Raw genomic sequence first — 14,403 nt, forward strand, 5'->3', positions numbered from 1 at the left:
TCGAATCAAAAATTTAGTTTTTTGATAAGCGGCTATTGCCGAATTCTAACACGGTCGCTCCTTGTTGTGGTTGATCCGACAGGCGATCCGTATCGGCTTCACCAATCACGACCGCTACCGGCAATTGCACCGCCGTAACCCAGGTTTCCAGTTTGTGATCGATCTCAAACTCCTTGCTCTTGTCTCCCCATTGCAAGGTTCGTTTACGCGGCTTCATTCCCGCGGGCCACCCGGTATCGGGATCGGGCATCGCATAGATAGCAGGAGCACTGAGGACCACCCCGTGCAATCGTTCGGGATGAACCACCAGGTAATGGTTTGCGAACTGCGCTCCCGCGGAATGCCCATACAAATAGAACTTCCCGTCGTACTTGCGATCCAGTGTTTTAAAGCGATCCACAATCATGTGAACGAACTGGTCGGACGTCGTGGTGCGTCCATCGAGCGCACGGTAGCCCCACGCACTACCGCCGGGTGCATCTTCGCCGCTGGCATAGTTTTCAACGTCAAATGCAGGTGCGACAAGGACCACTCCCGTCGATTCCGAAAACCTCAGCCAGCGATTGATAAAGGTATGAGCACTTTGAAGTGCGGTGTTGCCATCGGAGATCGAACCGTGACAGATGACCAAGACGTTGGTCACTCGCGATCGTTTGTTAGGAACGTATTGCAAAAATTCCCCAGCCTCGATTCGCTCTTCTGTGACAACGCCGCGTTGCACCCGTTGGGCCGCGACATCGGAACATGTTAACGCCATAAAAATAAAAATAAGCGTTCCGCTGCAACGTACTTGTTTCATCATTGGGAATCGGAATGGAAGAGAACGAATAAGGATTGGATCGGCTTGTTTTTGCAAACGGATCGATCGCGGATTCATAAGCCGAGAAGATTCTAACCGATCGAGAAGCCTCGGTGCGAACACTTGCATTTTTTTTTCGACACGGTACGGATTGGCGTTTCTTGCTGTCGCTTCGTCTTCATGCTTCCGTGATCCAAGCCGCAGCACTAAGACAACGCCGCGTCAGCCTATCGACCAGCAGCGAAAAAGAACTTGGTAGGAAAATGGAGGTAGGAAAATTTGCTTACACTCAATCAGCCGGTACTTTCAGGGCCATCTTTCTGGCCAGTGAGCCGATTGCCAAGCACGATCAACAAACTGCCGAATCCGAAATAGCATCCCAGTGCAGTCAGAATGCCTGGCAGATCCGCCAGTATGCTTTGAATGGTGATTTCGTGTATATCGATCACGACCACGACGATGGGGATCGCGATCACGATTGCGCCAAAGATCCTAAGCAGCGAACCGAGAGCACGCTTCCAGCGCGGTGCTTCGGCAAAAGCTTTTTGTGCCGAAACTGCAGAGGGTCGGTAAGGGTTTGGGGCAACAGTCACAGTGCGATACGGTTCAGCGAGCGAACGACAGTAAATCATCCACCTTAAGATACCCGGCATTGTCACGCGGATGCAGTAGCGTGTCAGTTATAAGAGAAGTTCGAATCGAACTTCCACACATCGCCATCTTGGTTGTATCGAAGTTCCGCCATTGTCCACCGATCCCCGTTCGAGGCCATCAATAAATACAGTTGCTCAGCAAGCTGGGCAAGACGCGGAGTGATCGAAGCGACTCCTTGCTCTTCTCGATGATTTTTGAGGGAGTAATCGATCCTTTGGCCATCGCACGTAATCGTCAAAACGGCATTAGTCCAGTTCTCGGGGCTACACCCAATCGCTTCCGCCCCAATTTCATCAAGGACGGGTCTTAGCTGTTTTAAGGCCTCCGGCACTCTGTCTGGATTGCGAACGACCTTTGACTCACCACCGAACAGTTTTCTAAAGAAGCTCAAGACTCTTCCTTTGCTAAAACGTGACCATGTACCTGGGCAAGCCGATAGGCAACCAATTGTAAACGCGATGCCGAGTCCCTGGCGTGCATCCGAGGCATCGCCGGTCGATGGAAACCGTGGCAAACGCCTGATGCGGCCGGCGAACGAGAAAAATCCGAAGACGGCTGAAGAGGAATGGCCGCGATTGAAAGAGTGAAATTGATGATTGTAAATTGAAAACTGGATGGGACTCGGACTGACAGGCTGGCAGCCTGTGCTACTATTGGTTGAGCGCGAAGAGGACCAGGTTGGCGACGATCTTGGCGGCGTCTTCGGTGGGGTAACCGGGGCACTGGACCGAGTTCTGACTCTCCAGTGCACAGCTGATGTCCAGTGGCGAAAAGAAGACGCTGGCCATGCCGTCGACCGTGGCAAACTCGATCAACGGTGCGCCGCTGCGACGATTAACAACTTGCCCTTCACCACGGCCACTCGGCGTGCGGATGGTTACCGAGGTGATGTCGAAACCGCCATACGCGCTGGTCATCGCCCGATGCGAACTAGGCATCGTCTCGAGTGACGAACCGGGTAACACCTGTCCCAGTTCGCGGCGAAACGACTTGGCGAACGCCTCGCTGCCGCAGATCGCGGTGCCAATCACAAAGCCGCCGTTTTTGATGTATTCCGCCAACGCCCGCCGTTGATCTGCAGTCAATTCGAACTCGGTGCGACCATGCATCCACAACACCGGAACGCCGCTTAAACCGGCCGATTCGATCTGGACCGGTTGGTCGGCTGCGAGGATGTCGATCGGCACCCGCTGGCGAATCAACTCGGCCGCGTTAGGGATCGCTCGGCGAGCTTCCTCACCGCCCGCTCCTAGTGATAACATGGCGACTTCGATCGATCCACGCATTGGCTGCGGTGCATCTGCAGCGTCGAGCACAACTCGTTTTTCCAACTTGTCTTTCAATTCGCGGCCGGTGGCGTACGCGATCACGTTCTCACCGATCCGCACGGCCACATCCAATTGTTTTCGCACAGGCTCGGACAACTCGCGACGTGAAAACAACATATCGCTCAATTCCCAGCGACATGACAAGGAATTCGGGACGTAAAACACGGCGGTTCGGCAACACGCTTGAACTCCATAGACCCAAAAATCTTTGTCGATCATTGGGATCGCTGCTGGCGACACTTCATGCTGGGCAAACCACACCGGATGACTCGGCGGCAACCGGTCCAGCGGTGCTCCATCGAACCATTTCGCACACAACTCGCGAACACTCGCTTCGAACGCCGACGCGTCTCCACAGCCATCGCCCGCTTCGGCTTCGAACAATATCGTGCCACCTTGCTCCAAATATTCGCCCAGATTTTTGACTAACTCAGGCGAGAAATTCAGTGAGGCCTTGCCACTGATGATCAGCACCGGAGTCTGCAGCAAATCTTCGACCGCTGCCGCCTTGCCCTTGTCATGTTGGCCAATAATGGTTTGCCAAGTCAGATCGCGGCCCCAGTCACGTTCGACGTGACGAACCAATTGCTTGAGCCCTTCGGGGTGCGATTGCCACTGGTTCGCCGGTTGGCTTTCGTATTGCAGTTGCCCGGCGACGACTTGGCGTTTGCCTTTACTGAGAAACAGTAGCGCGAACGACGTGGCAATATCGCGATTGTTTTCCATCATCCCTGTCCCCGACCAAAACCCTTGGAATTGATCGTGCGCGTTGAGCAATTGTTCGGCGCCTTCGCGATACCAATCATGGCCGCCAATGAACCGTCGCCCCGATAAGCGGCCGACACGTTCGAGCGCATACAGATAATAGAAAAACGTCATTGAATCGCCGCCCGGATTGACTTCGGTGGTAAACCGATCGCCCAGCCACTGCAGCCCCGCTTGGACGGGATCTTTTTCCGGGGATTCATTCCCGCAGCACTGAATCGTATCGCCGACGATTTTTGAACTGCCGGCGGAGGTGCCATCGCGGCCAATGATCATCGATGCGATCCCGGCACACGTCATACTGCCAGTCGGCGGTTGGCTGCGTCCGTATCCCCAGCCGCCATTACCACGCTGGATCTTTTCCCAATAGGCGATCGAACGCTCGAAGACGGCGGGTTCAATTTCGATGCCACGATCTTTCGCAGCGCCGAGTGCGAGAATGGCGAACTGGGAATTCGATGGGTCGCCGTTGCCAAGCCCGTTGCCGTAGCTCCAACTTCCTGGATTCCCAGCCCCCCCGGGGTTTCGCTGCGAATCGATCAACCAGCGAACGTTGCGGCGGATACGATCGAGGTCACCGGCGGCCCCGAGTTGACAATAGACTAGTGTTTGCAGAGCAACTGAATACGTTTCTTTGGGTTCATACAACCGCAGGTACCGCATCGCGCGAATCATGTCGGGATCGTCACGCGAGACGCCTGCGTTGAGCAGCGAGAGGGTGCACAGCGAGGTCAAACCGCACGATTGGCTGCCGAATTCGTTCCATCCGCCACGCTCATTTTGCGAACTGCGAAGATAGGCAACCCCGCGATCGATCGCTCGTTGGACGCTGGCCGCGTCAATCTCGGCAGCATACGTAGGACGGACCATCCCGGTAAGCAACAAAAGCGTCGCAAAAACGATCGTTCCGACTTGGCGTCCTCCCGCCATCTTCAATACATGTCTAAGATAACTCGACGAGAAAGTTTCCCGTACCTCGGCAAAGGAATGTACGTTTTTCATCATGACTAGTCCTCCTCCTGCACCTAATTCCCCCCCACCGAATCAACCGGCGCGGAATTTAGGTGACGTGTTACGCGAATTTTCTCAGCATCAGCAAACGATGCGGGCCGAGCTTGCCAAGGTCATTGTGGGCCAATCCGATACGATCGAGCAACTGCTTGCCGCAATCTTTACTCGCGGCCACTGTCTACTCGAGGGAGTTCCGGGACTCGCCAAGACGCTGATGGTCAGCACGCTGGCTGAAATCCTTGACGTTTCCTTCAAGCGTATTCAGTTTACACCGGATTTGATGCCCTCGGATATCACCGGCACCCAGGTGATGGAAGAAAACGAGTCGGGGCGGCGAAGTTTCCGCTTTGTCCAAGGCCCGATCTTTACCAACATCCTGCTGGCTGACGAAATCAACCGGACGCCCCCGAAGACTCAAGCGGCTCTATTAGAAGCGATGCAGGAGCGGCAAATCACTGTGGGAACGGAAACCTATCCGTTGACGCCACCCTTTTTTACGATCGCAACGCAAAATCCGATCGAGCAAGAAGGGACCTACCCACTTCCGGAAGCTCAGCTCGACCGGTTTATGTTCAATATCAAAGTCGGCTACCCGACAGCGGCCGAAGAAGAACAAATTTTGACGGCGACAACCCGCGGCGAAAGCCAAACCGTCAACAAGGTGCTGTCGTCACGCGCGATCTTGAATATTCAAAAGTTGGTTTCCAGTATCGCGGTCAATCCGCTGGTGATCCGTTATGCATCCCAGCTCGTCCGTGCGACTCGCCCCAAAGACGAAACGGCGCCGCAATACATTCGCGACCTTGTCGATTGGGGCGCGGGTCCTCGCGCGGGCCAGAATCTGATCAACGGCGGTAAAGCGATCGCGGCGATGAACGGCCGGTTCAGTGTCGACCCGAGCGACATCCAGCGGATTGCCATTCCAGTGCTGCGTCACCGAATCGCGACCAATTTCCAAGCTCAGGCCGAGGGCATGGACACCGACGCCGTGATCGAGCGACTGCTCAAAGACATCCCTGTTCCCGAACCGGAAAAGATGACGAAGTCCTAATTGTGGCCTCACTGCTTTCCCCCGAATCGATCCAACAAATCAAACGACTCGACCTGCGTGCGAGGATGGTCGTGCGTGGATTTTTGCAGGGGTTGCACTCCAGTCCGTTTCACGGGTTTTCGGTCCAGTTCAGCGAACACCGACGCTACAACCAAGGCGACGATCCAAAACTGATTGATTGGTTGGTCTATGCCAAAACGGACAAGTACTACGTCAAGCGTTTTGAAGCGGAAACAAATTTAACCGGCTACTTGGCGATCGATCTGTCACAGTCGATGGGGTTCACCCAGAGCCAAAGCATGACCAAGTTTGAATACGCCACTTGCTTGGCGGCGTCGCTGACCTATTTGATGACGATGCAGCAAGACCCGGTGGGCTTGTTGACGCTGGGCGAAAAGGTACGTGCGGAGTTGCCGGCCCGCAGCCGACGTGGGCATCTCGGTGACGTGATGGCGCGGTTGACCCAGATGAAACCTGAGGGCAATACCGATTTAGCGGCGTCGTTAACGCAAGTCGCTGCGATGCTGAAACATCATTCGCTGGTGATGCTGTTTTCTGACTTGTTGGACGATCCCGAAACGACGCTATCCGCGCTGGCTCGGCTGCGTCATGGCGGTCACGATGTGATCGTGTTTCATATTCTCGACGAAGCCGAGGTGAATTTCCCCTACGACGGACCGGTTCAATTCGAAGACAGCGAGACCAACGAGACGATCACGGTGGACGCGACGGGGTTTCGCGAAGATTATTTGGCGCAACTGAATGAGTTCCGCGACAACTATCGCGAGCGATGTGCCAATTTGCGAATCGACTATGTGCCGCTGGACACCAGCATGCCGTTTGACAAAGCGTTGACGGAATACTTGATGCAGCGTCAAAAGTCCAAGTAACTTGAAACCAGCGGTAAAATAATCTCGTGACATTCTTAAATGCAACTCTGATGCTTGGTCTCGCGGCAGCCGCCGTACCGATCGTGCTGCATTTTCTGTCGCGGCGCGAGCCTAAGAAGGTCGTATTCCCGTCGCTACGTTTTTTGACTCAGCATTACGAGACGAACCGCAGCCGATTGAAAATCCGTCGTTGGTGGCTGTTGGCACTGCGGATCGCGGCGATTGCGGCGGTGGCATTCGCACTGGCGAGGCCGGTGATTCATCAATCGCTCTCGCTGACGTGGGTGACGATCGGGTTGGTAGCCGCCGCAGGCTTAGGCATGTTGGTATTGGCTGGGATCGCGATCGCACGCGGTTTTTCGCCTCCGCTGCGTTACGCGTTGACCAGCATCGCGGTGTTGACATTATTGTCGGCAATCGTTTGGGGTGGCGTGACGTATGCAACCGGTCCTCGACCGACAACGGATTCCGCATCGCCGGTGGCGATGGCGATCGTGATCGACAATTCGGCAACCGCCAGCTGGCAAACCAATAGCGACGACCGGATGCAGCGAATCGAATCGTTGGCCGAATGGATTGTCGCTCGCGTGCCTCGCAGCAGCCGGATTGCGGTGATTGATCGATCGACGAGCCCCGCATCGTTTGCGCTGGATAGCGCGAGTGCGTTATCGCAAATTGAACAAATCGAACCGTTGTCGGTGACACAGCCGATCACCAGCCGGATCGCGGCGGCGATAGGATTGGTTCAATCGAGTGATCTCGCTGCTCGGGCCGTAATCGTGATCAGCGACCTCAGTGAATCGACTTGGCAGCAGGCGATCGATGACGCAAGCACGCGACAATTGCTGGAAACGGAACCCACCGTGAATCTAACGCTGGTGGATCTCGGGGATTTTGCGGGGACCAATCGCTTCGTCTCGTCGCTGCAAGTGTCCGATCTGACGCCGCCTGCTGCGACGCCCGTGTCGGTTTCGGCTCGCGTTGGGATCGCGGGTGACGTCAACGAAAATGGCCAATCGATTACAGCCGAATTGGAGATGTACGACACCAATCCTGCATTGCCTGTTATCCGTGATGGCAAGATCCAGCGACCGGAACTGCGTAGTGTCGATCGGACCAGTGTGCGACTCAGCGGCAGCGGGACCGCCGAGGTCTTATTGACGGTGCCGCCGATGCAGGTCGGAACGCATCATGGACAAATCCGCTTGATCGGGGACGATTCGATCGCATTGGACAACGTTCGTTATTTTTCGATCGAGGTGTTACCGTCGTCGCCCGTGTTGATCGTCAGCGACAGTGAAGAAGAAGCTCGCGTGCTAGGCCAATCGATCACCGCACCGTTGGCGATCGATGACCCGAATGCGGAATACCGTGTCGAATCGATTCGCTATCAAGATTTTGCCGTCGTCCGATTGGCTGATTTTGATGCGGTGATGTTATTGGACCCGCCCAATCGCGCGCTCCAGGATCCTCAACTTGCCCAATACATTGGCCGCGGAGGCGGCGTCTTTGTCTCGCTCGGGCCCGCTGCTGAAACGACATCCGAAGCATCCCCAACATGGCCGAAGCTCGTCCGCCGTTGGCGAGTGCCCGAGCCGGGCACGTTTTTACAACCGCTAAATCAGTCGCATCCGCTGCTCGCTCCGCTCAGTAACATTGCCGGCGGCGTGCCATGGAACCAATTTCGCATCGCTCAATATTGGCAAGTCGAAACGCGAACGCAAGACAAAGTGAAACTCCGCCGATTGGCACAGTTCGCTGGCACCGAACACGCATCGATTGTTGAGGTGGCGAACGAGGACGCTGAAACGTCCCGCCGCGTTGTGATGATGACGACACCGCTGCCGGCGCTGGCCAATGCGACTCGGCGCTGGAACGAACTGTTCAGTGGGACTGATGCTTGGCCAGCTTTCTTGTTGGTTCGCGAGCTCGCCGATTACTTGACCGAGCGTTCGGCGGGACTGCGTGATACGTTGGTCGGTCAACCTCACACGATCACCCTCACTTCGTCGGATGCATCCGCTGCGGCGTCTGGCATTCCAGTGGTAACGGCATCGTCATCGACTAAGGAAGCTGATTCGCAAACCGCCGCGGCAAAGCCAGCCGGCGAGCGATTGACACGTCGTTACCAACTGTATCCGCCGGGCGACACCAGCTCGATTCCGATTGACATCGATATCGACAGCCAGCGATTTACGATGACCAACATCAATTCGCCGGGAACCTATTGGGTACGCGGGCCAGGATTAAATACCGGTTTTTCAGCGAACATTGCCGATAACGCCACCCGGCTGGCTCGCATCGATCCCGAGTCGCTTGTCAACTCGCTAGGAAGTGAGCATGTCCAATTGGTAACCGACCGCGAAGAGATCGATTTGCGTGGCGACCAAGACAGCCAACGTGTTTCGCTGCATTCACCGGCGATGCTATTGGCGTTAGTCGTGTTCCTGCTGGAACAGATCTTGGGGAATCGATTCTATCGAAAACGCGATAGTGCGCGATCCTCGACCAAGCAGGCGTCGACCGCTGCGGGAGCCACCGCGTGAGTTCGTTTTTGATCGAACCGATCTATGACTCTGTTGCCGTTGCCGTTTTGGTTTCGCTGCTGGTCGTTGCTGTTTTGGTGTTAGTGACACCGCCAACCGACAATCCGAAGCAGCGTCGTTGGTTGATTGGGCTTCGCTTTGTTGCCGCGTTCATTTTGATGTTGGCTATTTTTCGGCCTGGATTTGTCCAGACCGATACGCGACCTGCCGAGGCGACGTTGGTGGTCGCGGTGGACACGTCGCGAAGCATGACGTTTCCTGATGACGATCGCGCCGATCGCTGGACGCATCAACAGCAAGCGTGGCGTGAACTCGCTGATGGCGTTGCATCGCTGGATGAATCGATGAGCGTCCGCTTGCTTGAATACGACAAAGCAGCGACCGAATTGGACAACGCACTTCCGACCGCTCTGGACGACCGCACGCCTGAGGGCGATTTGACGGACTTGGCGTCCGCCGCGACGGCGGCGATCGCGGCGGCTCAAGGGCAACCGCTGGCGGGAGTCGTGCTGATGGGCGATGGTGCCCAAACCGCGCCGATCGATGGTGCCGGAGCTGAACGGGTCGCTCAGACTTTGAAAACTTGGGGCGTCCCACTTTGGACCGTTCCGATCGGACCGGCGGGCGGTCAAGCCGCTAACCGCGATGCGGGAATCGACGCGTTACCCGAGAGTTACCAGCTGTTTGCCAAGAACGAATTCGACGTCAATTTCCAGGTGCAACTGCGAGGTCTGGCTGGCACCGAAGTGCCGGTGCGTGTCCGCTGGATCGATGAAAAAGGCAACTCGACGGTTGCAGCAGAGCGGCAACTTGTCGCTGAAAAAGCAAGCGAAGTCCAAGGAATGTCGCTGCAAGTCGTCGCTCCCGCCCCGGGCGTGTATCGATTGAATGTCGAAGTCGATCCGGTCGAAGGCGAGCTGGTGACGTCCAATAATTTGCAAACCGCGTTTGTGAATGTGCGTGAAGGGGGCGGACGGATTTTGTATCTCGAAGGAGCACCGCGGTTAGAACAAACGTTTCTCCGCGCAGCACTGAGACGGTTTCCTGATCTCGATCTGACTTATCAGTGGATCCCGAGCGACACCGCGGCACGATGGCCGATCGGGCTGCGTGATTGGTTTCAAAAAGGTAAATTTGACATCTATATCATCGGCGATTTGGATGCCGACGCGATTGGCCGCGAGCAACTAAAACAACTCGCTCAATCGGTTTCCGAAGGAGCCGGTTTGGTGATGCTAGGCGGTTACCATAACTACGACGCAGGCGGGTATGCGAATTCGCCCTTGGCCGACGTATTGCCAGTGCAAATGGACGCGTCGCGTCGCGTTTCGATCCAATCCGACGATGTTGGCGATCGGCGTTTGCAGATCCCAGGTCCGATCACGGTTAACCGATCACGCTCGCATCCGATCACCAACATTGGCGGCGGGGATCCCGACAAAACATGGTCGTCGCTGCCGAGTTTGCTAGGCGCGAACCGCTTCGTCGGCCCCAAAGTTTCACCCGGCGTGCAGGTGTTACTTGAAACGGCCGACAGAGATCCGTTGTTGGTCGTTGGTGAATACGGACGCGGGCGGACTGCGGCGGTCGCGTTTGATTCGACATGGCGTTGGTGGCGTGAAGGCCGCAGCGAAGCGTATCGTCGTTTTTGGCGTCAATTGGCGTTGTGGTTGCTGTCGCGTGAAGAGGACTCGGGAGATCGCATCTTTATCGAACTGGATTCGCGACGGTTTGCCAACGAATCTGAAACCGGTTTTCGTGCTCGATTGAGTTCAGTGGCGGACGAGCGAACGACGGTCAAATTAACGGCAGAGGTGATTGATGAGAACAACCGAGTCACGGCGATCACCGACACCGCAAGCTCAACGGTGGCGGGTGAGCAAACGGTCGCGGGCACTATACCCAATCTGCCACCAGGCTATTACCGGCTAAAAATCGGCCCCGCCGACAACGATTCGCAAATCAAACCGGAAACCTTGGCATTCCAAGTGATTGACCAGAGTCGTGAAATGTTGATGCCGATGGCCGACCCCGGTTACTTGCGTCAATTGGCCGAGATCACAAAGGATCACGGCGGAGCTGCGTTTTCGCACGAGGAAATCGACCAATTGGTCCAGCGGATAGCCGAGCGTCGCCATCAAGCCGAGGCTCCCGTGGTCGAGAAACGGACGCTGGGCGACGATCCCATCAGCGGTTGGCTGCTGTTTGTGCTGTTCGCCGGAGCGCTGTCGACCGAATGGTACTTGCGGCGGCGGTGGGGATTGGTGTGATCGTCGCTGATCGCTGCGTATTCCATTGTCGCTGATCGCTCCGCGATCTTGGCGAGAGGCGGAATGGATTCAGCTACTGCAACAAATTTAAGGTGGGTAGTATTGGTTGCTTTAGTACTAAGCGGAGCGTTCGGTATATACCGGTGAAACATCGATCCATTTGTGAGCCGACGGCGCTAGCCGCGGGCCGCTAAAACTTTGGTATTGACGTTGGATATTGGGAGTGAGTTTTTCTTCCGCGGCAGTTACCTCTCCACCGACGAAGGTGACTGCTGATTTAGTCGCATTGATTGCAGGCCGGAGGCCGATACACCCTCTGCCGGTAGCGTAAGCTACCGGTCAGGAGAGGCAGGAGAACATAGCCCGGAGGGCGACACATCAGCTGCCAGTGTGTCGGCCTCCGGCCTTGCGGCGACAAGTCGCCCCTAAACCGTTGGCTCACGCCAACGGCAGTTTATCTGTCGGCCTCCGGCCTGTGCGCTTGCTACTAAATCAGCAGTCACCGAAGTTGGTGGAGAGGTGGCAGAAAACCAGCGCACCCAAAAATCACGACAATACCAAAGTTTTAACGCCGTCGGCTCAGATCATAATATGGAATGACTCATATTCACCTGCTTCGCTTCACGTAATGATCGCGGGAGCGATCAACGACGTTAATTCATGCTGAATTTGGGCGGAAATGGCTCGTCGTCTTGCGAACGACCATCGCCGTCCTGTTCTTCGGACGAAACGGTGTGCAGATTCACCTTGCCGCTGCGAAGCAAACGAACTAATTCCGCGGCACGGTCATCGACATCCGCGATCGCCAACAAACGCAATTTGGCTTCGATCTCAAACGGCAACGTGTACGAGATGATGTCGGTAATCGGGCCGAGTCCCATTTGACCAGCCATTAATTCATGCAGACTCTTGGACGCCTGCTTACTGGCCGGGATGATCGTCGCAAACGCCTCGAGCAATTCTTTTTTCAGCTGCGTTCGATGCTCCGCTCCGATTGGCGGATAGAAGTCCGAACGAACGTCAACTTCGGCGATGCGAAACGGACGCCCCGCATCGACTTCGCGAGTAATGATCGCCCGCTTCACTCCGACCAATAAGATATTGTGCTGGTCGTTCTCTAATTCGGCATGCGAGACGATGCGGCCAATACAGATCGTGGTGGCGATCGGCGGCTGCTCATTTGGCATCACCGCGATGCCCCCCGTCAGAGTCGCCATCGCAATCAAGCGATCCGAGGCCAACGATTCGCGAAGCATCTCGCAATAACGGGGCTCAAACAGATGCAAAGGCTGCATCGCATGCGGAAACATCACCAGTTCGGGCAACGGAAACAGACGCACCCGACCATCAAAATCGTCAGGCAACTGAATCACATCGTCTAAATTATCCATCTGCTATTCGCACCTTTTCCTGTACGAGCCCCTATCCGACGAGCTGCCTAGCGTTTCGTGTCTGCGAGACATGCTACATCTGCCGTAGCGAAAGTCGCGAAGACTTTCGTAGATCCCTGTCCCAACCCAAACTCTTGGCGAGTTTCGCTACGCATATTTTATCACCAATAGCCGCTTTTTTGCTACGACTCTCGCTTGGTACACCATTCTAGGTCAAATTCAAGGGAGGATGTGAGGACCTTGGGGGGGGTGTTAAAAGCCACGTATCCGTCAGCATGCACTAAAATATTCGTAGGCGCGCGACATCGACGCGGTTGAAATCATTGACGCCAACTGGGTCGTCACGGACAATCAGCAGTTCCCCGTCGTTGTCAGCTCACACCCCACACTCCACTCCGCACGGATTGACCATGCTTCTTTCGGGTGAAGAAATCAAGCGAAAGCTAAACGATACGATCGTCATCGAACCGTTTGACGAAAACCGAATCAATCCCAACAGCTACAACTTGACGCTTCATCACGAGTTGTTGGTGTACGAGGAGGTGATTTTGGATGCGGCAACGCCCAATCGCTATCGGCGACTGGAAATTCCCGCCGAAGGGATCACGTTGCAACCCGGGCTGCTGTACCTCGGCCGCACGGTCGAGCACACCGAAACCAAAGACTCTGCGCCGATGATCCAAGGCCGCAGCTCGCTGGGCCGTTTGGGGTTGTTCATTAACCCCGGAGGCAGTCTCGGGGATGTCGGTTACTGCGGCACATGGACGCTCGAAATGCACTGCGTCCAACCGGTGCGAATCTATGCGAACATGCAGATCTGTCAAATTTATTACTTGCAGGTACAAGGCGAGTGTGGTGGTTACGGCCCCGGCAAGTATCAGAACAGTTCCGATATTCAACCGAGTTTGATGTACCGCGAATTAGGTGGCGATGACCACGACGGGCAAATGGAATTGAATTTCGACGAATTGCTTCACGAGTCGCGTTAGACCCGTTCGCCGACGCGTTGATCACTGGGGTCGCGGAACTTGTAACCGACACCCCGCACGGTTTGCACGACATCGGCGTGGGTATCGAGTTTCTTTCGTAACGAGCGGACGTGAACATCGATCGTTCGCTCCAAAACCAACGTGTCTTCACCGAGCGCGACGTCGATCAATTCGCTGCGTGAGAAAACCCGTCCGGGTTGCCGCAACAAACACTCGAGCAAGCGAAACTCGCTGCGTGTCAAATTCACCACATCGTCATTGACTGTCACCCGGTAGCGAACCGGATCAATCGCAACGCCTTGGCTGGCGATCAACTGCACGGCGGCGGATTCGTTATCCCGTCGGCAAAGTGACTTGACGCGTTCGAGTAAAACTTTGACGCTGAACGGTTTGGTGACATAGTCGTCCGCCCCCAGCGCGAAGCCAATCAATTGATCCGACTCTTCGGCTTTCGCCGTCAACATCAAGATGCGAGTGTTCTTGGTCGCGGAATCGGCACGCAGTCGTCGGCACGCTTCGAGTCCATCGAGCACGGGCAGCATCAGGTCCAAAATGATCACGTCGGGTAATTTCAGTCGTGCTTGCGTCAGCCCGTCCTCGCCGTCATGGGCCACGTAGACCTCGTAACCTTCGCGTTGAAGGTTATAGGTGACCACTTCGGCCAAGGAACGATCGTCTTCGATAATCAAAACAGTGGTTTTAGCCATAA

Annotated in this window: 10 protein-coding genes; 5 read left to right on the top strand and 5 right to left on the bottom strand. The window is 55.6% G+C overall.

The window, feature by feature from the left end; all coding sequences use genetic code 11:
• Nucleotides 1-13 precede the first annotated feature (13 nt).
• From ABD971_RS03420 to ABD971_RS03430, 3 genes are all read right to left on the bottom strand, one after another.
• A complete protein-coding gene (locus ABD971_RS03420; RefSeq protein ID WP_345319423.1) occupies nucleotides 14-799 on the bottom strand; it encodes an alpha/beta hydrolase in 786 nt (261 codons plus the stop codon).
• Between the two features lie 293 nt (nucleotides 800-1,092).
• Nucleotides 1,093-1,275: a hypothetical protein gene (locus ABD971_RS03425; RefSeq protein ID WP_345319425.1), complete on the bottom strand. Its 183-nt coding sequence runs from the start codon at nucleotides 1,273-1,275 to the stop codon at nucleotides 1,093-1,095.
• A gap of 828 nt (nucleotides 1,276-2,103) precedes the next feature.
• Complete coding sequence (locus tag ABD971_RS03430; protein WP_339940427.1) at nucleotides 2,104-4,551, bottom strand: DUF4159 domain-containing protein; 2,448 nt, start codon at nucleotides 4,549-4,551, stop codon at nucleotides 2,104-2,106.
• Between the two features lie 64 nt (nucleotides 4,552-4,615).
• Between ABD971_RS03430 and ABD971_RS03435 the strand changes: the two genes are divergently transcribed.
• From ABD971_RS03435 to ABD971_RS03450, 4 genes are read left to right on the top strand one after another with little or no spacing between them, the layout of a single operon-like run.
• Entirely contained in the window at nucleotides 4,616-5,608 is a 993-nt protein-coding gene (locus tag ABD971_RS03435; RefSeq protein WP_339940564.1) for an AAA family ATPase, read from the top strand.
• 2 nt (nucleotides 5,609-5,610) lie between these two features.
• Nucleotides 5,611-6,498, top strand: a complete 888-nt coding sequence (locus ABD971_RS03440; RefSeq protein ID WP_345319429.1) for a DUF58 domain-containing protein — start codon at nucleotides 5,611-5,613, stop codon at nucleotides 6,496-6,498.
• 26 nt (nucleotides 6,499-6,524) lie between these two features.
• Nucleotides 6,525-9,044 carry a BatA domain-containing protein gene (locus ABD971_RS03445; RefSeq protein WP_345319431.1) on the top strand — a complete coding sequence of 840 codons (2,520 nt, stop codon included), beginning with the start codon at nucleotides 6,525-6,527 and terminating at the stop codon, nucleotides 9,042-9,044.
• Nucleotides 9,041-11,314 (top strand): glutamine amidotransferase, encoded by a 2,274-nt coding sequence (locus tag ABD971_RS03450; RefSeq protein ID WP_345319433.1) that lies wholly within the window; start codon nucleotides 9,041-9,043, stop codon nucleotides 11,312-11,314. Before ABD971_RS03445 ends, ABD971_RS03450 begins: the two co-directional genes overlap by 4 nt.
• 653 nt (nucleotides 11,315-11,967) lie before the next feature.
• Here the strand turns inward: ABD971_RS03450 and ABD971_RS03455 are convergent.
• On the bottom strand, nucleotides 11,968-12,705 hold the full coding sequence (locus ABD971_RS03455) for an LON peptidase substrate-binding domain-containing protein (RefSeq protein ID WP_339940436.1): 738 nt from the start codon (nucleotides 12,703-12,705) through the stop codon (nucleotides 11,968-11,970).
• Between the two features lie 410 nt (nucleotides 12,706-13,115).
• Here ABD971_RS03455 and ABD971_RS03460 point away from each other — a divergent pair, with 410 nt between their 5' ends.
• On the top strand, nucleotides 13,116-13,694 hold the full coding sequence (locus ABD971_RS03460) for a dCTP deaminase (protein WP_339940438.1): 579 nt from the start codon (nucleotides 13,116-13,118) through the stop codon (nucleotides 13,692-13,694).
• On the opposite strand, the gene ABD971_RS03465 is transcribed toward ABD971_RS03460, so the two are convergent.
• On the bottom strand, nucleotides 13,691-14,401 hold the full coding sequence (locus ABD971_RS03465; protein WP_339940440.1) for a response regulator: 711 nt from the start codon (nucleotides 14,399-14,401) through the stop codon (nucleotides 13,691-13,693). The two genes, ABD971_RS03460 and ABD971_RS03465, sit on opposite strands and share 4 nt — an antisense overlap.
• Between the last annotated feature and the right edge of the window lie 2 nt (nucleotides 14,402-14,403).

The organism is Novipirellula rosea, from assembly GCF_039541335.1.
In the GTDB taxonomy this organism is placed as follows: domain Bacteria; phylum Planctomycetota; class Planctomycetia; order Pirellulales; family Pirellulaceae; genus Novipirellula; species Novipirellula rosea.

Bases quoted from the DNA above. Each gene is read 5' to 3' on its own strand.
- ABD971_RS03420 (WP_345319423.1), bottom strand. From the start codon at position 799: ATGAAACAAGTACGTTGCAGCGGAACGCTTATTTTTATTTTTATGGCG.
- ABD971_RS03465 (WP_339940440.1), bottom strand. From the start codon at position 14,401: ATGGCTAAAACCACTGTTTTGATTATCGAAGACGATCGTTCCTTGGCC.
- ABD971_RS03460 (WP_339940438.1), top strand. From the start codon at position 13,116: ATGCTTCTTTCGGGTGAAGAAATCAAGCGAAAGCTAAACGATACGATC.
- ABD971_RS03455 (WP_339940436.1), bottom strand. From the start codon at position 12,705: ATGGATAATTTAGACGATGTGATTCAGTTGCCTGACGATTTTGATGGT.
- ABD971_RS03430 (WP_339940427.1), bottom strand. From the start codon at position 4,551: ATGATGAAAAACGTACATTCCTTTGCCGAGGTACGGGAAACTTTCTCG.